Source organism: Klebsiella sp. ME-303 (assembly GCF_007910085.1).
Classification (GTDB): Bacteria; Pseudomonadota; Gammaproteobacteria; order Enterobacterales; family Enterobacteriaceae; genus Klebsiella; species Klebsiella michiganensis.
This window is the reverse complement of the sequence record NZ_VOJB01000093.1, coordinates 120,825-143,596: the sequence shown is the minus strand read 5'-3', so window position 1 is coordinate 143,596 and position 22,772 is coordinate 120,825. Positions and strand designations below refer to the sequence as shown.

Here is a 22,772-nt window from a genome sequence, read left to right as displayed (position 1 = left end):
TACTGTTCATTCGAGGGCAATATGCTGAGCAAAAATGAGAAAAAGAATCATTATCTTTTAAAAGAGTGGAAACCAGAAAATGCGGCGTTTTGGGAGAATAAGGGAAAGCAAATAGCGCGCAGAAATCTTTGCATTTCCGTAGGTTGTTTGCTACTCGCCTTTTGCGTCTGGATGCTATTCAGCGCCGTCGCCGTCAATCTCAATAAAGTCGGATTTAATTTCACCACCGATCAGCTCTTTTTATTAACCGCTCTGCCCTCGCTTTCCGGCGCAATATTACGCGTCCCCTACTCCTTTATGGTACCTATATTTGGCGGGCGCTACTGGACGGTATTAAGCACGATTATTCTGGTGGTGCCCTGTATCTGGCTGGGTGTCGCCATTCAAAACTCCGCTACTCCATTCTGGGTATTTATCACCATTGCCCTGCTGTGCGGTTTTGCCGGCGCGAACTTTGCTTCCAGCATGGGAAATATCAGTTTTTTCTTTCCCAAAGCGAAACAGGGCAGCGCGCTGGGTATCAACGGCGGCCTCGGCAATCTCGGCGTCAGCGTGATGCAGATGATCGCGCCGGCGGCGATTTATCTTCCCATCTTCGCTTTTCTTGGCATCCATGGCGTGCCTCAGGAGGATGGCTCTCTTCTCGCGCTGAGCAACGCCGCCCTCGTCTGGGTTCCGCTGCTGGTGATAGCCACCTTCGCCGCCTGGGTAGGAATGAACGACATCGCCAGCTCAAAGGCTTCGATTCGCGAGCAGCTGCCGGTGCTGAAACGCCCGCATATGTGGCTGCTGAGCCTACTCTATTTGGCCACCTTTGGCTCGTTTATCGGCTTCTCCGCCGGTTTCGCCATGCTGGCGAAAACGCAGTTCCCTGATGTTAACATCCTTAAGCTGGCCTTCTTCGGGCCGTTTATCGGCGCGCTGGCGCGTTCTTTCGGCGGGATTATATCCGACCGTCTCGGCGGCGTACGGGTCACGCTGGTGAACTTTGTGCTGATGGCGCTGTTCACCGGCCTGCTGTTTCTCACCCTCCCCGGCAGCGGCTCAGGCAGTTTTCTCGCCTTTTACGTGGTGTTTATGGGGCTGTTCCTGACCGCCGGTCTCGGCAGCGGTTCCACCTTCCAGATGATCGCCGTGATCTTTCGCCAAATCACCCTCGACAGCGTGAAGAAACGCGGCGGCAGCGACGAACAGGCCCAGCACGAAGCGGTGACCGACACCGCGGCGGCGCTCGGCTTTATCTCCGCCATCGGCGCGATTGGTGGTTTCTTTATCCCTAAAGCCTTCGGTACCTCGCTGGCGATGACCGGCTCCCCGGTCGGGGCGATGAAGGTCTTCCTGGTTTTCTACGTGGTTTGCGTGCTGGTGACCTGGCTGGTCTACGGCCGTCGTAAACCGGCAAAACAATAACGGCATATTCATCGGATGGCGGCTGACGCCCTATCCGGCCTGGGGATCGTACGGTCTTTTCAGGCCGGACATTATCGGAGCAGGAGGAAGGTCATGAGTAAACTACTGGATCGCTTTCGCTACTTTAAGCAGAAAGGCGAGAGCTTTGCCAACGGCCACGGTCAGGTGTACAACACCAACCGCGACTGGGAAGACAGCTACCGTCAGCGCTGGCAGTTCGACAAAATCGTCCGCTCAACGCACGGCGTGAACTGCACAGGCTCCTGCAGCTGGAAAATTTACGTCAAAAACGGGCTGGTCACCTGGGAAACTCAGCAAACGGACTACCCCCGCACCCGCCCGGACCTGCCCAACCACGAACCCCGCGGCTGCCCGCGCGGCGCAAGCTACTCCTGGTACCTCTACAGCGCTAACCGCCTGAAGTATCCGCTGGCGCGCAAGCGGCTGATTGCGCTATGGCGCGAAGCGCTGGCTCAGCACCCGGACCCGGTGCAGGCGTGGGACAGCATCATGCAGGACCCGGTCAAAACCCTCAGCTACAAGCAGGTACGCGGCAAAGGCGGGTTTATCCGTTCAAGCTGGAAGGAGCTGAACCAGCTGATTGCCGCCGCCAACGTCTGGACCATCAAAAACTACGGCCCGGACCGCGTGGCGGGCTTTTCGCCGATCCCGGCGATGTCGATGGTCTCTTACGCCGCCGGCACCCGGTATCTGTCGCTGCTCGGCGGCACCTGCCTGAGCTTCTACGACTGGTACTGCGACCTTCCCCCCGCCTCGCCAATGACCTGGGGCGAGCAGACCGACGTTCCCGAGTCCGCCGACTGGTACAACTCCAGCTATATTATCGCCTGGGGCTCCAACGTCCCGCAGACCCGAACCCCGGACGCCCACTTCTTTACGGAAGTGCGCTACAAGGGCACCAAAACCATCGCGATTACCCCGGACTTTTCGGAGGTAGCCAAGCTCAGCGACCAGTGGCTGGCGCCGAAACAGGGTACCGACAGCGCGCTGGCCATGGCGATGGGCCACGCGATCCTCAAAACGTTTCACCTTGATAACCCGAGCGATTATTTCCTCAACTACTGCCGCACCTACACCGATATGCCGATGCTGGTGATGCTTGAGCGTCGCGAGGAGGGTTTCTACGTTCCCGGCAGGATGGTCCGCGCCGCCGATCTGGTTGACGGGCTGGGCGAAAGCAATAACCCGGAGTGGAAAACCGTCGCCTATAACAGCGCTGGTGAACTGGTGGCGCCCAACGGTTCGATTGGCTTCCGCTGGGGAGAGAAAGGCAAATGGAACCTTGAACAGCAGGCCGCCGGGCAAGCCATTGAACTCAAACTATCGCTGCTGGATAGCCGTGACGACGTGGTGACGGTGGGCTTTCCCTACTTCGGCGGCAACGAAAACCCGCACTTTCGCAGCATCAAGCAGGATCCGGTGACGCTGCATCAGCTGCCGGTTAAGCAGCTCCCGCTGGCCAACGGTGAATCCGGCCTGGTGGTTAGCGTCTACGATCTGATTCTCGCCAACTACGGACTCGATCGCGGTTTAGACGATCCCAACGCCGCGCAGGACTTCAGCGAGATGAAAGCCTATACCCCGGCGTGGGCCGAACAGATTACCGGCGTCCCGCGCCAGCACATCGAGCAGATCGCCCGTGAATTCGCCGATACCGCGCATAAAACCCACGGACGGTCGATGATTATCCTCGGCGCCGGCGTCAACCACTGGTACCACATGGATATGAACTACCGGGGGATGATCAATATGCTGGTATTCTGCGGCTGCGTCGGCCAGAGCGGCGGCGGCTGGTCGCACTATGTCGGTCAGGAGAAGCTGCGTCCGCAAACCGGCTGGCTGCCGCTGGCGTTCGCCCTTGACTGGAATCGTCCGCCGCGCCAGATGAACAGCACCTCCTTTTTTTACAATCACGCCAGCCAGTGGCGCTATGAAAAGCTGACCGCCCGGGAGCTGCTGTCGCCGCTGGCCGATGCCAGCCAATTCAGCGGCCATCTGATCGACTTTAACGTACGCGCCGAGCGCATGGGCTGGCTGCCCTCCGCGCCGCAGCTGGGCGTCAATCCGCTGACCATCAAGGCGCAGGCCGCCGCGGCCGGACTGACCCCCGCCGACTACACCGCCCGGGCGCTGAAGTCCGGCGAGATCCGCTTCGCCTGCGAACAGCCGGATAACGGCAAAAATCATCCACGTAATCTGTTTATCTGGCGCTCCAACCTGCTGGGCTCCTCCGGCAAGGGCCACGAGTATATGCTCAAATATCTGCTGGGCACCGACAGCGGTATTCAGGGCGATGAGCTGGGCGCCAGCGATGACGTGAAGCCCGAAGAGGTGGAGTGGCAGACCGCGGCCATCGAAGGCAAGCTCGACCTGCTGGTGACGCTCGATTTCCGCATGTCCAGTACCTGCCTGTTCTCCGATATCGTTCTGCCGACCGCCACCTGGTATGAAAAAGACGATATGAACACCTCGGATATGCATCCGTTTATCCACCCGCTCTCCGCCGCCGTTGACCCGGCGTGGGAGGCGAAAAGCGACTGGGAAATTTACAAAGATATCGCCAAAACCTTCTCCGAGGTCTGCGTCGGCCACCTCGATAAAGAGACCGACGTTGTGCTGGTGCCGCTGCAGCACGACTCCCCGGCGGAGCTGTCGCAGCCCTTCGACGTGCTGGACTGGCGGAAAGGGGAATGCGAGCTGACGCCGGGTAAAACCGCGCCGTCGATTGCCGTCGTTGAGCGCGATTATCCGGCGACGTATGAGCGCTTTACCTCCCTCGGGCCGCTGCTCGACAAACTGGGCAACGGCGGTAAAGGCATCACCTGGAACACCCAGAACGAGGTCGACTTCCTCGGCAAGCTTAACTACGTCAAGCTTGATGGCCCGGCCAAAGGTCGCCCGCGCATCGACAGCGCCATTGACGCCTCGGAAGTGATCCTCGCCCTCGCCCCGGAAACCAACGGCCAGGTGGCGGTCAAAGCCTGGCAAGCGCTCGGCGAGTTTACCGGCCGCGAGCATACGCACCTGGCGCTGAATAAAGAGGATGAAAAAATTCGCTTCCGCGATATTCAGGCCCAGCCGCGCAAAATTATCTCCAGCCCGACCTGGTCCGGCCTCGAGAGCGAGCATGTTTCCTACAACGCCGGCTATACCAACGTCCACGAGCTGATCCCCTGGCGCACCCTTTCCGGCCGCCAGCAGCTGTATCAGGATCACCCCTGGATGCGCGCCTTTGGCGAAAGCCTGGTGGTTTATCGTCCGCCCATTGACACCCGCAGCGTCAGCCAGATGAAAGCGATTCCGCCTAACGGCTTCCCGGAAAAAGCGCTCAATTTCCTGACGCCGCACCAGAAATGGGGCATCCACTCCACCTACAGCGAAAACCTGCTGATGCTGACCCTGTCGCGCGGCGGGCCGATCGTGTGGATCAGCGAAACCGACGCTCGCGAGCTGGGTATTGAAGATAACGACTGGATCGAGGCCTTCAACGCCAACGGCGCGCTCACCGCCCGCGCGGTGGTCAGCCAGCGCGTACCGCCGGGGATGACCATGATGTACCACGCGCAGGAGCGCCTGATGAATATTCCGGGCTCGGAAGTCACCGGACGGCGCGGCGGGATCCATAACTCGGTCACCCGCGTGTGCCCGAAACCGACCCATATGATTGGCGGCTACGCCCAGTTGGCTTACGGTTTCAACTACTACGGCACCGTCGGCTCCAACCGCGACGAGTTCATCATGATCCGCAAAATGAAAAATATTGACTGGCTGGATGACGAAGGTCGCGATGGGGTACAGGAGGCGAAAAAATGAAAATACGTTCACAGGTCGGTATGGTTCTCAATCTCGATAAATGCATCGGCTGTCACACCTGTTCCGTCACCTGTAAAAACGTCTGGACCGGACGCGAAGGGATGGAATACGCCTGGTTTAACAACGTCGAAACCAAACCGGGCATCGGCTATCCGAAAAACTGGGAAGATCAGGAGGTGTGGGAAGGCGGCTGGGTGCGCGATGTTAATGGCAAAATACGCCCGCGTCTGGGCGGCAAAATGGGCGTCATCACCAAAATTTTCGCCAATCCGGTGATACCGCAGATCGACGACTACTATGAACCCTTTACCTTTGATTACCAGCATCTGCACAACGCGCCGGAGGGAAAACACCTGCCCACCGCCCGTCCGCGTTCGCTTATCGACGGCAAGCGGATGGATAAAATTATCTGGGGCCCCAACTGGGAAGAGCTGCTCGGCGGCGAGTTTGAAAAGCGCGCCCGCGACCGTAACTTCGACAAGATTCAGAAGGAGATGTACGGCCAGTTTGAAAATACCTTCATGATGTATCTGCCGCGCCTGTGCGAGCACTGCCTGAACCCGAGCTGCGTCGCCACCTGCCCCAGCGGCGCCATCTACAAGCGTGAAGAAGACGGCATCGTGCTGATCGACCAGGACAAATGCCGCGGCTGGCGTCTGTGCATCAGCGGCTGCCCGTACAAGAAAATCTACTTCAACTGGAAAAGCGGCAAATCGGAGAAGTGCATCTTCTGCTACCCGCGTATCGAGTCCGGACAGCCCACCGTCTGTTCCGAAACCTGCGTGGGACGTATCCGCTACCTCGGCGTGCTGTTGTACGACGCCGACCGCATTGAAGAGGCCGCCAGCACCGAGCGCGAAACCGACCTCTACGAGCGGCAGTGCGAGGTGTTCCTCAACCCCCACGACCCGGCGGTGATTGAAGAAGCGCTGAAACAGGGGATTCCGCAAAACGTGATTGATGCCGCCCAGCGCTCGCCGGTGTACAAAATGGCGATGGACTGGAAGCTGGCGCTGCCGCTGCATCCGGAATACCGCACCCTGCCAATGGTCTGGTACGTGCCGCCGCTGTCGCCGATTCAGTCCTACGCCGACGCCGGCGGTCTGCCGAAAAGCGACAGCGTGCTTCCGGCCATCGAAAGCCTGCGCATTCCGGTGCAGTATCTCGCCAATATGCTCAGCGCGGGCGATACCGGCCCGGTACTGCGCGCGCTGAAGCGCATGATGGCGATGCGTCACTACATGCGCTCGCAAACGGTGGAAGGCGTCACCGATACTCGCGCCATCGAGGAGGTGGGCCTGAGCGTTGAACAGGTCGAGGAGATGTACCGTTATCTGGCGATCGCCAACTACGAGGACCGCTTCGTGATCCCGACCAGCCACCGCGAAATGGCGCGCGACGCCTTCCCCGAGCGCAACGGCTGCGGCTTTACCTTCGGCGACGGCTGCCACGGCTCCGACACCAAATTCAACCTGTTCAACAGTAGCCGCATTGACGCCATCAACATCACCGAAGTACGCGATAAAGCGGAGGGCGAATAATGCAAATCCTCAAAGCGATCGGCCTGCTGATGGAGTACCCGGATGAGTTTCTTTGGCAGTGCAAGGACGAGGTGCTGAGCATGGTGCGTCACGACGCCCCTGTGCTCAACGACTTCGCCGCTGAGATGCTGAATGCCCCGCTGCTGGACAAGCAGGCCGAATGGTGCGAAGTGTTCGACCGGGGCCGCGCCACGTCGCTACTGCTGTTTGAACACGTGCACGCCGAGTCTCGCGACCGCGGTCAGGCGATGGTCGACCTGCTCGCTCAGTATGAAAAGGCGGGCCTGGTGCTCAACTGTCGCGAGCTTCCCGACCACCTGCCGCTGTATCTGGAATACCTCAGCATCCTGCCGGAAAACGAAGCGCGCGAAGGTCTGCAAAACGTCGCGCCGATTCTGGCGCTGCTGGGCGGGCGGCTGAAGCAGCGCGGTGTCCCCTGGTATCAGCTGTTTGACGCCCTGCTCAGCCTCGGCGGGATCCCGCTATCAAGTGACAGTGTCACGCAGCAGGTCAACAACGAGTCCCGCGATGACACCCGGCAGGCGCTGGATGCGGTCTGGGAAGAAGAACAGGTGAAATTTATCGAAGACAACGCCACGGCCTGTGACAGCTCACCGTTACAGCAATATCAACGACGCTTTAGCCAGGACGTGGCGCCGCAGTACGTCGACGTCAGCGCGGGAGGCCCGAAATGATACAGTATCTGAACGTCTTTTTTTACGACATCTACCCCTACATCTGCGCGACGGTCTTTTTTCTCGGCAGCTGGCTGCGCTATGACTACGGCCAGTACACCTGGCGCGCCTCCTCCAGCCAGATGCTGGATAAACGCGGGATGGTGATCTGGTCGAATCTGTTCCATATCGGCATACTCGGCATTTTCTTTGGCCATCTGTTCGGCATGTTAACGCCGCACTGGATGTATGCCTGGTTTTTACCCATTGCGGTCAAGCAGCAGATGGCGATGGTGCTCGGCGGCGTCTGCGGCGTCCTGACGCTGATTGGCGGCGCCGGTTTGCTCTGGCGTCGTCTGACCAACCAGCGCGTTCGCGCCACCTCGACCGCGCCGGACATCATCATCATGAGCATTCTGCTGATTCAGTGCCTGCTCGGGCTGAGCACCATCCCTTTCTCGGCGCAGTATCCGGACGGCAGTGAAATGATGAAGCTGGTGGGCTGGGCGCAGGGCATCGTCACCTTCCGCGGCGGCTCGTCAGAAATGCTCAGCGGCGTGGCCTTTGTTTTCCGCGTGCATCTGGTGCTGGGGATGACGATTTTCCTGCTGTTCCCGTTCACCCGGCTGGTTCACGTGTGGAGCGCGCCGTTTGAATATTTCACCCGCCGCTACCAGGTGGTACGTTCAAGACGCTGAGCAAAATCCGTAATCATCCCGGGTCGCGGCAAAAACGCCTAACCCCGGGCGACAGGAGCGCCCCGTAGCCCGGCTAAGCGTAGCGCAAGCCGGGTAACATCCCCGTTTGACAGTCACCCCTTATCCAGCCAACGGTTCCTGTACGATATTTATTTTCCGGCCTCGGGATGGGTATCAAACGCCGCCATCACCGCCGCCAGCTCCGCTTCGCTAAAGCCGTATTTGGCATCATCCACGCCGAGGCCAAAACGCGTTTGCAGCGCCTCATACAGCGCCGGAACGTCCGCTAAATCGAGCTTTTCGACTACGTGGTTTTTATCCCAATGGGTAAAGTGGAAATTGGTCAGCGTCATTTTGCCGCCGTCCGGCAAGTGGCGGCACATCAGCAGATGATGGCGGAAGTGCGACTGCGGCCAGTGCGCCGACCAGAAGTTGCCCATCACATAGTCGGAAGCGTACTGGCGACCTAAATCAAAATGGTACATCGACTGCCAGTGGCCGTGATGGCTGAACTGCAGCGCCCACTCTTCCCCTTCGTAAATCAGGCGATATTCGCCGTGCGGGGTGGATTGTTCTATATCCGCCAGCAGCTTAATCGGCGCGGTCAAGGTCTGGCCGCCGAAACCAACGTCGGCAATCCAGCGTTCTCCCTCCACCTCCACCAGCAGCAGCCGATGGGTACGCGGCGGCATATGCGGAGGATTGGCCAGCACCACGCGCCCCAGAAGGCTGCGCACGGTAAAGCCGATCTCGCGCAGCGCTCTTTCCAGCAGGCCGTTTTGCTCGAAGCAGTAGCCGCCGCGACGACCGTGAATCAGCTTCTCTTCGAGGGTGCGATCGTCGAGATGTATCTCTCTGGGCAGCAGCACATCCAGATTTTCAAAGGGGATCGCGCCGTTATGGTGAATATGCAGTTCGCGCAGGGTGTGAAGTGAAACATCCGGGGTGCCCGTCCAGCCCAGACGAGAAAAATAGGCGCTTAAAAAGGGACTCATCAATGCCTCCAGCAATCGGTGTCCGACATTTATAGCCTGTTTTTCCCGCCTGACCAGCTATTTTGTGCGATCGTATTTATCCGCGCGTGCCCCGCTGCATCAGCGCCAGCGCGCAGAGCATCAGCCCCAGACCGGTAAAGAGCGTCAGCGATGCCATTGCCATTCCCTCTCCCGCCGAGCCCTGCTCAAACTGGCGCCAGATAAACACCGAGACGGTTTGCGTCCCGGCCGGCGCAAGCAGCAACGAGGTCACCAGCTCGCGGGAGGCAACGGCGAACACCATCAGCATCGCCGCCAGCAGCGCCGGAAAGACCAGCGGCAGAACGATCAGACGCAGCGCCTGCAGGGCCGTTGCGCCGTGCACCCGCGCCGCGGGTTCGAGATTATTGCCAAGCTGACGCAGCGCGCTGCTGACGTAGCGCACCGGCCAGGGCAGCAGCAGACAGCAGTAGGAAAGCAGCAGCATAAACCAGGTGTTGTAGGGGGACACCGGCCAGAACGGCTGGTTCCACAGCAGAATCAGCCCGACGCCCACCACCACGCCCGGCAGCGCCGCCGGCAGCAGCGATAGCGCATCAACAAAGGCGCTCCCCTTGATTTTTTGCACCACAACCAGCCAGGCGGCGAGCAGCCCCACCAGGCCGACAACCCCTGCCGAAGCCAGCGCCAGCGAAAGGCTGGTTGCCAGTGCCGACAGCGCGTCGCCCTGCTGAGCAAACAGCGCGGCAAAATGACGAAGGGTAACATTGTCAGCGTGGATACCGCCCGACAGCGTGCTCATCAGGCTGGTCAGCACCATCGACGCGCCCGGCATCACCACCGCCAGCCCCCCGACGCCCGCCATCACTAGCACCGCCGGAAGCGTCAGCCAGCCCAACTCCGCCCCGCTATTCTCTCCCGGCTTGCCGGTGACGCTGGTGACCTCTTTATCGCCGGTCAGCCGTTTTTGCAGCCACCAGGCCAGCAGCGCCACCGCGATCAGCAGCAGCGAAAGCAGCGACGCGCCGGGCAGATCGACAGGCCAGTCGGCGAGCTTTTTCTCAATGCCTACGGTCAGCATGACCAGCCCTGCCCGCGCCCCCAGGGCCGCCGGAACGCCGTACTCTTCAATGGCCAGGGTAAACGCCAGCAGCATCCCCGCCGCCAGAGCCGGAGAAAGCATCGGCAGCGTGATGTGCCAGAACGCTCGCCAGGCGCTGGCGCCGTGCACCCGGGCGACAATCGCCAGCCGCTGACCGCTGGCCAACAGGCTGCGCGAGACGGCGAAGTAGACCACCGGAAAGATATTGAGGGTCATCACCAGCACGATCCCGATGCGGCTAAAAAACAGATCGTTGAGATCCCAGCCGGTCAGCTGCTGGAGATAGCCATGACTTTGCAGCATCAGCATCCACGACAGCGCGGCAATATAGGGCGGCGTCAGAAACGGGATCAGAAAGAGCAGATCCCACAGCCGCGGCAGCGGGATAGTAAACAATCCGCGCAAGACGCCCAGCGGTAGACCGATGACCATGCTCATCAGCGCCACGCCGCAGGCCACCCACAGGGTACCGCCGAGCATCGTCGGCAGCTGCGGGTCGGCAATCAGCGTTGATACGCCGCTAAACGCGCCGCCCAGCGAACCGGCGCTAAACTGGGGAAAAATTGCCTGGAGGACAATAAACAGCAGCGGCAATGCCACCAGCACCAGCAGCGCCGCCAGCGTACCCGCTGAAATAAGTCTCTGTTTCACGGTATTTTCCTGGATACGATCTTACCCGGCTCGCGCTACGCTTAGCCGGGCTACGGGGTCACAGCCGTCTGCGGTCCGGTAGCCCCGACAGGCGCGCCAGCGCCGCCTCCGGGAATGTGCCCGAGCCAACTTTCGAAGCCCGGGGGAAAAGTCGGTTTACTGGGCGAAAAGCGTATTAAAGCGGGAAAGCACCGCGCTACGTTCGCTATTGCCCTCGCCTGCGGTCGGCAATATTTTCAGCTCGTTGAGCAGCGGGCGCTTCGCCGGAACATCGCTGCGGGCGGGCATAAGCCAGGCGTCGGCGACCAGCGCCTGGCCTTCCGGCGACAGCACATAATCAACGAAGGCTTTTGCGTCGTCAGCATGCTGGCTGGTTTTGAGGATCATCATCGGCCGCGGTGCAATGACCGTGCCGCTGGCCGGGAAAATCACCTTTAGCGATTCGCCCTGATGGATATTGCCGTAAGAGACATAATCAACCGCGCCGAATACCGCCGCTTTCGCCCCCTGCATCACCGGCGTTACCGCCTGGGCGTTCGGCCCGCTGACCACCATGCCATTCTTCTTTAACGCATCAAACAGCGCCCAGGCTTTATCGCCCATGCCATTCTGTAACCCGATCAGCAAATCCAGCGACGCGCCGGAAAGTGCCGGGTCCGGCGTCGTCACTTTGTCTTTGAACGCCGCTTCGGTCAGGTCGCGCCACTCTTTCGGCTCCGGGGTGCCGCTTTTGGTATTCCAGACGATCCCCAGGGCCGAAATACCCTGAGCAACGTAATCGGCGGATTTCAGGTTCGCCGGGACTTTATCGGCATTGGCGCTCTGATACGGCAGCAGCCAGCCGCGGTGATGCAAATCTTCCGCCGTATCCCACGAGGCGGAAATCAGCACATCCGCCTGCGGGTTAGCCTGCTCGGCCTCGAGACGCGCCATCACCTTACCGGTGGTGGCCTGGAAAATATTCACCTTAACGCCGGTTTTCTTCTCATAGCCGCTGGCAAGGTTTTTCGCCAGCGAGCCCGGCCCGGCGGTGTAGACGGTGAGCGCCTGGGCGCTGGAGATCGTGGTGGCGGACAACATCATCGCGAGCGCGGCTCCTTTGGTAACGGTGATAACGGTTTTCATACGGATTCCCCTGAGGTTGAAGTCACGGCGCGGACGGCGGCAATGCAGCCCGCAGATAAATGAATAATCTTGTCGGCCAGCAGCTCGGCTTCGCGACGGTCGTGGGTGACGTAGACGGCAGTGATGCCCAGCTGGCGCAGCAGGCCGCTCATTTCGAGGCACAGCGACTCGCGCAGCTCGCTGTCGAGATTGGAGAGCGGCTCATCGAACAGCAGCACGCGCGGTTCTGCGACGATGGCGCGGGCCAGCGCAACGCGCTGCTGCTGACCGCCGGAAAGGCCCGACGGTTTGCGGTCGGCGAAGCCGCTGAGACCAACCATCGCCAGCGCCTCCTCGACCCGTTGCTGTCGCTGCTGACGCCCGACGCCGCGCATACGCAGCGGGAAAGCCACGTTCTGCGCCGCCGTCATGTGCGGCCACAGGGCGTAATCCTGAAAGACCATACCGAGATCGCGCTGCTCCGGCGGCAAGCCCCAGCCGGTTTTCGCCACCAGGCGATCGCCAAAGTGAATGCTGCCGCTGGCGGGTACGGTTAATCCGGCGAGCAGACGCAGCAGCGTGCTTTTACCGCAGCCAGAAGGCCCCAGCAGCGCAACAATGCTGCCCGCATCGATATGCAGATCGATCTGATTAAGCACGGTGTGAGCGCCGAAGGCGAAAGAAACGCCGTCGAGTTTAATGCTGGTAAGCGCGCGCATTATCGCCCTCCCGTTGGGAAAGCGAGACTCTGCCCGCGGTCAACATCCGCCGGCGCGCGCTCACCTGAGACAAATTCAGGGGAGCTAACATATTGTTATCCTCTTTGGGACTTAGTGACGCCGACTATAGGGACCCTCGATGACGTATTGATTACATTTTCATTGCGGATTAACGTGTTGTCTGGCATCAGACCCATTTACCAAGGAACGCATATGAGCCGTTTTCGCCACGTGGAACTTCAGTACGCCAGTCGCCTGCTCAACCATGGCCCAACAATTTTGATAACCAGCTATGACGCCCACTCTCAACGCCGCAACGTCATGGCCGCCGCGTGGTCGATGCCGGTGGAGTTCGCTCCGCCGAGGCTGGCCATCGTGGTAGATAAAAGCGCCTGGACGCGGGAAATTATTGAGCGCAACGGCGCATTTGGCATCGTCGTTCCCGGCGTCGAGGCCGCCAGTTGGACCTACGCGGTCGGCAGCATCAGCGGACGCGATGAGGATAAATTTAACGCTTACGGCATCCCGGTCGTGCAAGGTCCGGAGCTGGGCTTGCCGCTGATTGAAGAGAAGTGTCTTGCATGGATGGAGTGCCGACTGCTGCCGGCAACGGCGGCTCAGGAGCAGTACGATACGCTGTTTGGCGAAGTGGTTTCCGCCGCCGCCGATGAGCGCGCGTTCGTCAGCGGACGCTGGCAGTTCGACGACGATAAGATCAATACCCTCCATCATCTCGGCACCGGCAACTTTGTTGCCAGCGGCCGCCACGTCCGCGCCAATACCCCGGAAAAATAGCCCCCGCTCGCCTCCGGGGCAATTCTTCACCACCCTGCGCGTCTCTCCCGGGGGCGGCGCACAGCGCCTTGCCCGGGCTACCGGACCGCAGACCGCTGAGGGCGCGTAGCCCGGACAGATGCGCAGCATCGCCTCCGGGAGGTGAACTAGCGCAGCAAACGCCGCCGATCTTCGCTGGGCGTCAGGCCAAAGACCTTTTTATATAAGGTGGTAAAGTGGTTGCTGTTGGCAAAACCGCATAAATAAGCCACTTCGGTAATCGTCATATCGGTCTCGCGTAATTTGACGCGCGCCGAAACTAAGCGCAGACGCTTTAAATAATTATCCGGCGTCAATCCCGTCGCCTCTTTAATATGGCGAAAAGCGGTCCGCGTGGTCAGGTGGAATTTCTCCGCCAGCTGCGGCCAGTTATGTTCTTCAAAACAGTGCTCCTGTAGCCAGGTCAGCAATTTATGCAGCTTATATTTGGTGGTGCTATATTCGGCTTCGGTTTCCGCATGCAGAATCGTCGTCACCAGCTGGAAAAAGGCGGCTTCGCGCAGGGCAATATTTTGCCCCCGCCGCAGCTCGGCAGAAAATATTTTATCTACCAATTCCTTGCAGATATGGCGGGTATCCGGCGCCAGCCAGCCGTAGCAGGAAGCCTTTCGTGCGGAGAACGTCTGCAATAAGGTGTCGAGAGGCTGTAAATAATGAAATTCTACCAGTGGGTTAATTAATACGTTAATTAACTTAAGCGTTCCCAGCTCATCATAATAGTGAACATCTCCCGGCTGAACGTAAAAAACGTCGCCCTGCTGAATATATAATGGCCGGCCATTAATAACGTGTAAGCCGTGCCCTTCTTCAACGATCACCAGTTCAGCAAACTCGTGACTATGTTCATGGCTATTATCTTCCGGATCGCTGGCGTACATTCCCAGCTTATCCTGCGGATGGGTGAAATAATACTCAACGGTTAGCATCATCGATCGGGTCCAAAACGGCATACGGCGCAGGGGCAAGATAATGCATTTAACCGGCCGCCACGAGCAAGATTTATGGAATTGTGATCGGCGACCCGCTCATCTCATTATCAGTGCCATTTTGCCAGATGCATTGGCATTGCCAGAGTGGTTGCCGCGGGCGGCGGCGTCTTATGCTGCGGACAAATCAACACAGAGGACGCAGTATGTCACAGGCAATTCAGCATAATTCTCAGGTCATGATGACCCGCCACCCGAATTTTTTACGTACCGCCGAGGCGCTCCGGCCCGCGCTGAGTCGTCAGGCACACCCGCCGATCGCGGTAGTCGAAGCCCACGCCGACGCCGCGGCGCTCTTCGGCTGGCGCGCCGAGCCGGTGAGCACCCTGGCCGCGTTTTACCAGCGCGAGCTGAGCAGCGGCGATAGCGTCATTATTGATTTTGGCAGCCACTACGTTGGCTACCTGCATTTTCTCTGCCAGAGCGCCGGGAGTCCGCCGGACGCTCCGGCCCATCTGCAGTTGACCTTCGGCGAAACGCTGAGCGAAGTGTGCGAACCGTTCAGCGACTATCAGGGCTGGCTCAGCAGTAGCTGGCTGCAGCAGCAGGATCTGTGGCTTGATGTCCTGCCCGCCGAAATTGACCTGCCGCGCCGCTACTGCTTCCGCTATCTGAAGGTGGAGGTCAAAGCCGTTTCGCGCAAGTTTCGCCTGCAGTTCACCCAGATTGAGGTTAACGCGGTCACCTCGGCCAGCGGCGCATGCCCGGCGGCGACAACCTCCGACCCGCAGCTCCGGGCCATTGATAACGTTGCCGTGCTGACCCTGCAAAACTGCATGCAGGAAGTGTTTGAAGATGGCCCCAAACGCGACCGCCGCCTGTGGCTCGGCGATTTACGTCTGCAGGCGCTGGTCAACGATGTCACCTTCGCACGCCACGATCTGGTGCGCCGCTGCCTGTACCTTTTTGCCGGGCATACTCGCGAGGACGGCATGGTATCGGCCAACGTGTTCGTGCAGCCGGATGTCATTGCGGACGATACCTTTCTTTTTGATTATTCATTGTTTTTTGTCGACGTCCTCTACAACTATCTGCAAAGCGCGGAGGATATGGCCACGGCCCGCGAGCTGTGGCCCACGGCGCGTCGTCAGGTAGAACTGGCGCTGACCCGCTGCGACGCCTCCGGCGTTGTGCGCGATAGCGACGACTGGTGGGTGTTTATCGACTGGCAGGCGTCGCTGAATAAACAGGCGGCGGCGCAGGGGGTACTGATTTACTGCCTGCAGCGCGCTATCTGGCTGGCGGAGCGTTTTGAACCTGAGCTGGCCGTCAGCTATCGCCAGCGTTTACAGCAGCTCAAATCGGCGGCCCTCGATGCGTTATGGGACCCGCAGCAGGGCTTTTACGTCAGCGGCGCCCGGCGGCAGGTCTCCTGGGCATCGCAAATCTGGCTGGTGCTGGCGGAAGTCGGCACGCCGCAGCAGCGCCGGGAGATCATGCGCAACCTGGAGAAAAATCCCCCCGCGGTCGCCATGAACACACCCTATCTGCGTCATCACTATATCGCCGCCCTTCTGCAGTGCGGGCTGCGCGACGAGGCAATTGCGCAGATCAAAGCCTACTGGGGAGCCATGGTCGACTACGGCGCCGATACCTTCTGGGAAATCTTCGACCCGGCGCATCCTGATTTTTCCCCTTATGGCAGCAAACTGATAAACAGTTATTGCCATGCGTGGAGCTGCACCCCGGCCTGGTTTATTCGCCAGTACGGACTTTAACAACAACGATAAGCGAGTGTATTTTTATGGCAGAAACAACCTTTACCCTGTGGCGGCAGCGCCTTGGCTATGGCATCGCCGACCTCTCCTGCAACCTCGTGTGGCAGATGATCTCTCTTTATCTGATGTTCTTTTACACCGACGTGATGGGCCTGCCCGCCTATTACGTTGGCCTGATGTTTCTCGTGACGCGTCTGGTGGACGGCGTTGCCGACGTGCTGATGGGGCTGGTTATCGACAATACCGCCACCCGCTGGGGACGCTGTCGTCCGTATCTGCTTATTGGCGCGATCCCCTTCGGATTGCTGTGTATTCTGGCCTTCTACGTGCCGGATTTCGGCACCACCGGTAAGCTGATCTACGCTTTTGTCACCTATCTGTGCCTGTCGTTTCTCTATACCATCGTCAACATTCCGTTCTGCGCCATGCTGCCGTTTCTGACGAACGACTCGCGGGAACGCACCACGCTGTCGGCGGTGCGTATTCTGCTCGGCTCGCTCGGCGCGACCATCGTCGCGGTCGCCACTCTGCCGCTGGTTGGCGCGCTGGGGAAAGGCAATCAGCAGCACGGCTTCTTCTACACGGCGGTGGTTTTCGGCGTTATTGCCACCTTCTTCCTGCTGGTGAGCTTCCGGAACGTTAAGGAAAATATCAGCATTACGCAGGAGCGCATGACCTTAAAACGCGCCTGGGTCAGCCTGCGCGCCAACCGGCCGTGGTTCGTCTTCGCCATCAATATTTTCCTGATGTGGGGCGCGTTTTTCTTCCAGACCGGGGCGCTGGTCTACTTTTTCCATTATTACGTCGGCAATAACGATCTCACGGCGATCGTCGCCGGGATCTCCACCTTCGTTCCTCTGCTGGGTACCCTCACCGTGCCGCTGCTCGCCAGCCGGATGAAAAAGCGCCACGTTTATCTGGTCGCCAGCGCGATCAACCTGGTCGGCATGGGCATGATGATGGCGGCAGGCGTTAACAGCTGGGGCCTGGTTGCCGGTGCGGTGGTGCTATCGCTTGGCGCCGGACAGCGCACGGCAATTTACTTCTCCATGCAGGCCGATCCGGTGGATTACGGGGTGTGGAAAACCGGCATCAATACCGCCGGCATTTTGACCTCTATCAACGGCTTTCTTGGCAAGGTGGCTATGGCGGGCGCGGGCGCTATTACCGGGGTACTGCTCTCATCCGGCGGCTATATCGCCAACCAGGCCCAAAGCGACGGCGCGATGCTGGCGATAAAAGCCTGCTACCTCTATATCCCGGCGCTGCTGATTGTCGCCTCAATGCTGTGGATTGGCCGCTTCTATCGCCTCGACGACCAGTATGAACAGATCCGCGCCGACCTTGATGCCGGACGCCGCGCGCCGTCGGACGCGTCGTCAGTCGCCGGAGAAAACCACGCCCTGTAAGGCGCAGCACACCCTTCATACCTCTGAAAAAAATAAGGATTAATATGCGTATCTCTTTGATTAGCGCGGCGGTTTGCTGCGCCCTTTTTTCGGCTTACGGCGCAAATGCGGCCCCGCTCACCGTCGAACAACGGCTGGCGCTGCTGGAGGCCCGGCTTAATCATGCGGAGCAGGAGGCCGGAGAGGCTAAACGTCGGGCGCAGCAGGCGGAGCTGCGCACCAGCGCGGCAGAACAGCGTGCGGCGGCGGCGGAAAAACAGGTGCAGACGTTAAGCCAGCGCACCGATGCCACGGAGCAAAAGCAGCAGGCTGCCGACAAACAGCTGGCGAAAACCCGCCTTACCGACGGTTTTGAATTTAACGCCTACGCCCGCTCCGGAATGCTGGTCAACAGCCACGGCAAAGGCGCGCGCGGCGGTCCGGGGATCTCGCCGGCCAGTTCGCTCAACGGTGACGCCCACGTTGGCCGTCTCGGCAATGAGAAAGATAACTACGTGGAGCTCAGCTTCGGCAAAAAAATGACCTTCAGCGACGGGTCGTGGGCGCACTTTAAAACCATGCTTGCCGACGGCGCGACCAACCCGGATCCGTGGGTGCAGGATAACGACAGTCACCATCTGAACGTGCGTCAGCTGTACGTCGAGATGGGTAATTTCGCCGATTTTTCCGGGCCGTTCAGGAGCGCCTCCATCTGGGCGGGCAAGCGTTTCGACCGCGATAACTTCGATATCCACTTTACCGATAGCGATATTATGTTCCTCGGCGGTACCGGCGGCGGGATCAATGACGTCAACTGGAACAGCACGCTGCGCGGCGATTACTCGGTCTATGCGCGCAGCTTTGGCGAATTGGGCAGCGATAACTATCAGGATAACGATATACAGAACCTGATGTTTACCGCCAACCACTTCTGGAACAACTGGCAGCTGATGACCACGGCGATGACCGCCCAGGGTAACGATGACCTGAAAGATACGACGTCGACGACCGGCAGCTACGCCCTGCGCAGCGATAATACGGCGAAAAACGGCTACTACGCGATGCTGGCGTATCACGACAAACAGCAATTCTATGGCCTCGCGCCGGGCGTATCGGAGAGCGCCCTGCAGTACGGCGGCGGGCTGGGCGCCGAAGCGCGGCAGCCGGGCAGCGACGGCGATCTTACCGAAAACGCCAAATCTCTGCGCTTTGCGTCATACGGTATTTTGCCGCTGGGGAAAAACTGGCAGCTTGCGCCATCGGTTATCGCCCAGCATAGCGAAGACCGCTATCGCGACGGGGACCGCTACGATTGGGCAACCTTCAACCTGCGGGTTTCTCAGGGGATCACCCGCAACTTCGCCCTGCTGTACGAGGCGTCCTGGCAATATATGGACCTGAATCCCAACGGACGAACCTATCGCTACGACAGCGGCGTGCATCAATACCAGGCGGTGAGCGGCGATTTTTACAAGCTGACCTTCGCCCCGACGTTTAAAGTGGGCGATGTATTGGATATTAAAGCGCGGCCGGAGATACGTTTCTTTGTTACGTGGATGAACTGGGATAAAGATCTGGATCGCTACGCGATCAACGATGATTTCGGCAGTAAAGGCTTTACCGCCGGGGGGAACTGGAACTTCGGCGTGCAGACGGAGATTTGGTTTTAATAAAATAGCCCGTCCGGGGTAAACGCCTGGACGGGTTTATTTAAACACTCGCGGTTACTTTGTCACTATGCCAGTACAGTATGAAGTACATTAAACTAACAAAATAAAAACCATAAAATATGAGCGCTGTATTTCTCGACTTCTGTCAAAATAGAATCATTGGTTTCCATACGTAATACTCTCCTTTTTAAAGGCCCTGGTTACGAAATGGGGCAAACTCTGTCATTTTCCTTGCGAAGAATAACGTTTCAAATAACCTTCAACAAGTTGATAATCAATGGATTGCCCTGAAGCAATAAAAGCAGCTTTCTGGATGCACCGGTTGGATGACGTCGTTTCGTTTCCCAGCTTTTAACCAGCTCATAGCTAACGCCAACGGCGGCGGCGAAGTCCTGCTGTTTTAAACCTGTGGCTTCGCGTATCGCTTTCACATCAACTTCGCTGAAGGTATGAACGTGGTGCACCTTCGGCGTTTGTTCACCCTTCTCAATCCTGACCATTTCTTCTGCACTAGCCAGCAGATCGGCAAACAATTCGTCTTTCATACACACCTCAGTTGGCTCTCTGGCGCTATCAATGTATCGATCATTAATAGCTCAGCCTCACTTCATGTTTATTGGCTAGTTTAATAACTCAGCAACCTGCCTTAACATCTTTTTCTGCTCCTGGCTTAACTCATCCTGTTCATTTTTAGGATAGATGAGCGCCAGGTAGATTCTTCCCTTTATCGTTACATTATAGTAAATCACCCGCACGCCGCCGCGCTTTCCCGTTCCGGGACGACTCCAGCGGATTTTACGAAAACCTCCGGTTCCCGAAATGGTGTCACCTGCCTCAGGATCATTGATCAGGATTTCCTGGAAGGCCCGAAATTCATCATCCGGTAACAGCGCCTGGCGTCGTTTACTGAAACCTTGTAGTTCAATAAAAGTAAACATCTCATTCCCTGATGTCCTTACGACTTACCAGACAAAATACATGTACAGGGTACATTAATCAAGGAGTTTTATGTACCCTGTACATGGTGACGCGTTTACCCATGACAAGATGTATCGCTCATGACTTCGCTTCAGTGCCCCTCTCCCGGGGGCGGCGCAGAGCGCCTTGCCCGGGCTACCGGACCGCAGATCACCGGGAACGCGTAGCCCGGACAGATGCGCAGCATCGCCTCCGGGAAAGAAACCGGGTTACATGCTATAGCCCGGTTTCTTAATCAACTGTTCCATCTGCGGGGCGATTTCGCTGTCCCACACCTGCTGCCAGTCGCTCGGCTCAACCTGCTTCAGGGCCACGCTCACTGAACTCTCTTTGCTGTTGAGATGGCGAATCAACACCTCGGTAATATCGGCGGCCAGCGCCGCTTTTTGTTCATCATTCAGGTCGCGGGGAAAACATTTAATATCAACGTGCGGCATAGCAGGCTCCTTTATTGTCTGGACGATAAAACTAGCATAATCCGGATCGCTTTTTGTGCTTTAAATCAGCTCGTTGCGGCGCAGAACGGCTTCGAGTTTGGGATGGCGATACACCGCATCCGCCACGGCGACGAATTTTGGCGTCTGCGCCGCAAACCACTCCCGGCGCGGGCCCCAGGCGCACATCGCCGCAATATAGCAGTCCAGCAGGGTTATTTCCGTCCCCAGCGCATACGGCGCGGCGGCAAGCTGCTCCTCCAGCCATAGATAGAGCGATTTGCGATAGCTGATGCAGCTTTCCCGCAGCTGGTCTGGCGCATCGGCGGCCCAGCGCTCCGGGTAATCCGCAAAGGTAAAGGTGGGATAGACGTTCGCCACCAGCCAGATGAGCAGACGCTGAAAGGCATGCCGCTGCGGCGATCCCGGCGCCGGAGCCAGATCCGGTCGAACGTCGAGGATCATCAGGGCAATCGCCGCGGATTCGGTCATCACGCTGCCGTCTGCAAGCGTCAGGGTCGGCACCTGACACAGCGGGTTTATCTTTTTGAGGCGGTCGCGCTGCGGGCCCGGCTGGTCAAAGCCCTCAACGTTAACAAAATGGTACGGGAGATCGGCCAGCGTCAGCATCAGTTCGCTAATTGTTGAGCCCCAGCCGGGTACGCCATAGACGGTGATCATATTCTGCGCCCTCGATGAATTTGCCGCTCAGGAACAGAGCGGCGACGGGTTTAGCAATTTTGCAGTATAGATTTGATTACGCCATGCCGCTATTGAGGCCCCCTCGCACATGCGAAACGGCAAAGCTACGCCGACTCGCGCGCCACCAGGTGAAAGCCGATATCAATAATCGCTTCCCGTTCTTCTCCGCCTTCTATGCGGTCGGCAAGCAGCGTGGCCGCCTGCTCGCCGATGGCATGCCGGTCGACGCTGACGGTGGTGATGGCCGGACGGTTGCTGGCGGCGAAGTCCAGATCGCCAAAACCGATCACCGCCAGATCCTGCGGCACGCGCAGCCCCCGGCTTTCGGCTTCCATAATCGCCCCCTGGGCAAGGGTATCGGAGCTGCAGACGATAACGTCAAACTCGCCGCCGGCGAGCAGCTCGGCCAGCCCGCGACGCCCCAGCGCCAGCGATGCCGGAAGCGGCACCTCGACCTGCGGCGCATCGTCAATGCCGTTTTTGGCCAGCCGGGCGCGGAGCCCCTGCTTTCGTAACGTCGCGCGCGCATCGCCGGCCCACAGCAGACCCGGGCGGCGGTAGCCTTTTTCCAGCAGGTACTCGCCAATGGTTTCGCCGACTTTTTCATGCGAAAAACCGACCAGCATATCCAGCGGCGTCGGGGTGAGATCCCAGATTTCCACCACCGGCGTGGCGGCGTTGAGGATCGTCTTCTTCAGCGCCGGGGCGTGCTGAATGCCGGTCAATACCACGCCATCCGGACGCCGGGAGAGTAAGGTTGCTACCAGCTCGGCTTCGGTCTGCCGGCTGTAGCCCGCCACGCACAGCAGCATATGGTAGCCGCGCGCCGCCAGGGTATCGCTCAGCGCCTGGATGGTATCGACAAACATATTGTTATTGATTTGCGGCACCACCACGGCCACCAGCTTGCTGCGCCTGGAGGCCAGGCCGCCGGCCAGCGCGTTAGGGATATAGCCCGTTGCCTGCACCGCCTGCATCACTTTCTCGACCGTTTTTGGCCTCACCAGCTGCGGCGTATTCAGCGCCCGGCTGACCGTCATCGACGACAATCCGGCGCTACGGGCTACGTCATCCAGCGTCGGCGCGCGCGTCGGTTTTCTGCTTTTCACGACTAAGCCCCTGTGTTGAGTCGTTTTCTGTGGCCATTATTGATGATGGCCCGCGCAATTGCCAGCGCTCACCTCGACATCCCCAATAGAATCAAATACCTGAAACACAAAATGTTATCGCTATCATTTTTATTTGTGATTTTTCACAAACCTTTTTGGATCGTGACCTGCGCTGCATAATTTTACCCTTTATAACCGCTAATTGTGATCGTTTGTACAAATTAAAATCACTGTCGTAGCGCCAGG

At 58.8% G+C, this 22,772-nt stretch carries 19 protein-coding genes; 9 read left to right on the top strand and 10 right to left on the bottom strand.

Annotated elements, in window-relative coordinates:
• Positions 1-21 precede the first annotated feature (21 nt).
• From FQK12_RS21985 to narI, 5 genes are all read left to right on the top strand, one after another.
• Positions 22-1,410 (top strand): NarK family nitrate/nitrite MFS transporter, encoded by a 1,389-nt coding sequence (locus FQK12_RS21985; RefSeq protein ID WP_038423172.1) that lies wholly within the window; start codon positions 22-24, stop codon positions 1,408-1,410.
• A gap of 93 nt (positions 1,411-1,503) precedes the next feature.
• Positions 1,504-5,244: a nitrate reductase subunit alpha gene (locus tag FQK12_RS21980; protein WP_014229275.1), complete on the top strand. Its 3,741-nt coding sequence runs from the start codon at positions 1,504-1,506 to the stop codon at positions 5,242-5,244.
• A complete protein-coding gene (narH, locus tag FQK12_RS21975; RefSeq protein ID WP_014229274.1) occupies positions 5,241-6,785 on the top strand; it encodes a nitrate reductase subunit beta in 1,545 nt (514 codons plus the stop codon). The genes FQK12_RS21980 and narH overlap by 4 nt, the downstream gene beginning before the upstream one ends.
• Entirely contained in the window at positions 6,785-7,480 is a 696-nt protein-coding gene (narW, locus tag FQK12_RS21970) for a nitrate reductase molybdenum cofactor assembly chaperone (RefSeq protein WP_014229273.1), read from the top strand. The genes narH and narW overlap by 1 nt, the downstream gene beginning before the upstream one ends.
• On the top strand, positions 7,477-8,157 hold the full coding sequence (narI, locus tag FQK12_RS21965) for a respiratory nitrate reductase subunit gamma (RefSeq protein ID WP_014838419.1): 681 nt from the start codon (positions 7,477-7,479) through the stop codon (positions 8,155-8,157). The genes narW and narI overlap by 4 nt, the downstream gene beginning before the upstream one ends.
• Before the next feature lie 149 nt (positions 8,158-8,306).
• Here narI and nhoA read toward each other — a convergent pair whose 3' ends face one another.
• The 4 genes from nhoA to FQK12_RS21945 form a co-directional block, all read right to left on the bottom strand.
• A complete protein-coding gene (gene nhoA / locus FQK12_RS21960) occupies positions 8,307-9,152 on the bottom strand; it encodes an N-hydroxyarylamine O-acetyltransferase (protein ID WP_014229271.1) in 846 nt (281 codons plus the stop codon).
• A gap of 76 nt (positions 9,153-9,228) precedes the next feature.
• A complete protein-coding gene (locus FQK12_RS21955; RefSeq protein WP_014229270.1) occupies positions 9,229-10,884 on the bottom strand; it encodes an ABC transporter permease in 1,656 nt (551 codons plus the stop codon).
• Between the two features lie 156 nt (positions 10,885-11,040).
• Positions 11,041-12,009 carry an ABC transporter substrate-binding protein gene (locus FQK12_RS21950; RefSeq protein WP_014229269.1) on the bottom strand — a complete coding sequence of 323 codons (969 nt, stop codon included), beginning with the start codon at positions 12,007-12,009 and terminating at the stop codon, positions 11,041-11,043.
• Positions 12,006-12,710 (bottom strand): ABC transporter ATP-binding protein, encoded by a 705-nt coding sequence (locus tag FQK12_RS21945; protein WP_162097195.1) that lies wholly within the window; start codon positions 12,708-12,710, stop codon positions 12,006-12,008. Before FQK12_RS21945 ends, FQK12_RS21950 begins: the two co-directional genes overlap by 4 nt.
• Positions 12,711-12,920: 210 nt before the next feature.
• On the opposite strand from FQK12_RS21945, the gene FQK12_RS21940 reads away from it, so the two are divergent.
• On the top strand, positions 12,921-13,502 hold the full coding sequence (locus FQK12_RS21940; RefSeq protein WP_014229267.1) for a flavin reductase family protein: 582 nt from the start codon (positions 12,921-12,923) through the stop codon (positions 13,500-13,502).
• Between the two features lie 146 nt (positions 13,503-13,648).
• Here FQK12_RS21940 and FQK12_RS21935 read toward each other — a convergent pair whose 3' ends face one another.
• A complete protein-coding gene (locus tag FQK12_RS21935) occupies positions 13,649-14,470 on the bottom strand; it encodes a helix-turn-helix domain-containing protein (RefSeq protein ID WP_014229266.1) in 822 nt (273 codons plus the stop codon).
• A 203-nt stretch (positions 14,471-14,673) separates the two neighbouring features.
• Between FQK12_RS21935 and FQK12_RS21930 the strand changes: the two genes are divergently transcribed.
• Genes FQK12_RS21930 through FQK12_RS21920 form a run of 3 tightly spaced genes read left to right on the top strand, consistent with a single transcriptional unit; the run spans position 14,674 to position 19,303 of the window.
• Positions 14,674-16,245 carry a family 78 glycoside hydrolase catalytic domain gene (locus FQK12_RS21930; protein WP_014229265.1) on the top strand — a complete coding sequence of 524 codons (1,572 nt, stop codon included), beginning with the start codon at positions 14,674-14,676 and terminating at the stop codon, positions 16,243-16,245.
• A 26-nt stretch (positions 16,246-16,271) separates the two neighbouring features.
• Entirely contained in the window at positions 16,272-17,654 is a 1,383-nt protein-coding gene (locus tag FQK12_RS21925) for a glycoside-pentoside-hexuronide (GPH):cation symporter (protein WP_014229264.1), read from the top strand.
• A gap of 44 nt (positions 17,655-17,698) precedes the next feature.
• Positions 17,699-19,303, top strand: a complete 1,605-nt coding sequence (locus tag FQK12_RS21920) for a carbohydrate porin (RefSeq protein WP_014229263.1) — start codon at positions 17,699-17,701, stop codon at positions 19,301-19,303.
• A 248-nt stretch (positions 19,304-19,551) separates the two neighbouring features.
• Here FQK12_RS21920 and nadS read toward each other — a convergent pair whose 3' ends face one another.
• From nadS to FQK12_RS21895, 5 genes are all read right to left on the bottom strand, one after another.
• On the bottom strand, positions 19,552-19,848 hold the full coding sequence (nadS, locus tag FQK12_RS21915) for a NadS family protein (RefSeq protein ID WP_004138143.1): 297 nt from the start codon (positions 19,846-19,848) through the stop codon (positions 19,552-19,554).
• 75 nt (positions 19,849-19,923) lie between these two features.
• Entirely contained in the window at positions 19,924-20,241 is a 318-nt protein-coding gene (locus FQK12_RS21910) for a type II toxin-antitoxin system RelE/ParE family toxin (protein WP_014229262.1), read from the bottom strand.
• Positions 20,242-20,490: 249 nt separating this feature from the next.
• Positions 20,491-20,718, bottom strand: coding sequence for a tautomerase PptA (gene pptA, locus FQK12_RS21905; protein WP_004850668.1), 228 nt, complete (start codon positions 20,716-20,718; stop codon positions 20,491-20,493).
• Positions 20,719-20,778: 60 nt separating this feature from the next.
• Positions 20,779-21,396: a glutathione S-transferase family protein gene (locus FQK12_RS21900; protein WP_014229261.1), complete on the bottom strand. Its 618-nt coding sequence runs from the start codon at positions 21,394-21,396 to the stop codon at positions 20,779-20,781.
• A gap of 125 nt (positions 21,397-21,521) precedes the next feature.
• Positions 21,522-22,526: a LacI family DNA-binding transcriptional regulator gene (locus FQK12_RS21895; protein ID WP_014229260.1), complete on the bottom strand. Its 1,005-nt coding sequence runs from the start codon at positions 22,524-22,526 to the stop codon at positions 21,522-21,524.
• Between the last annotated feature and the right edge of the window lie 246 nt (positions 22,527-22,772).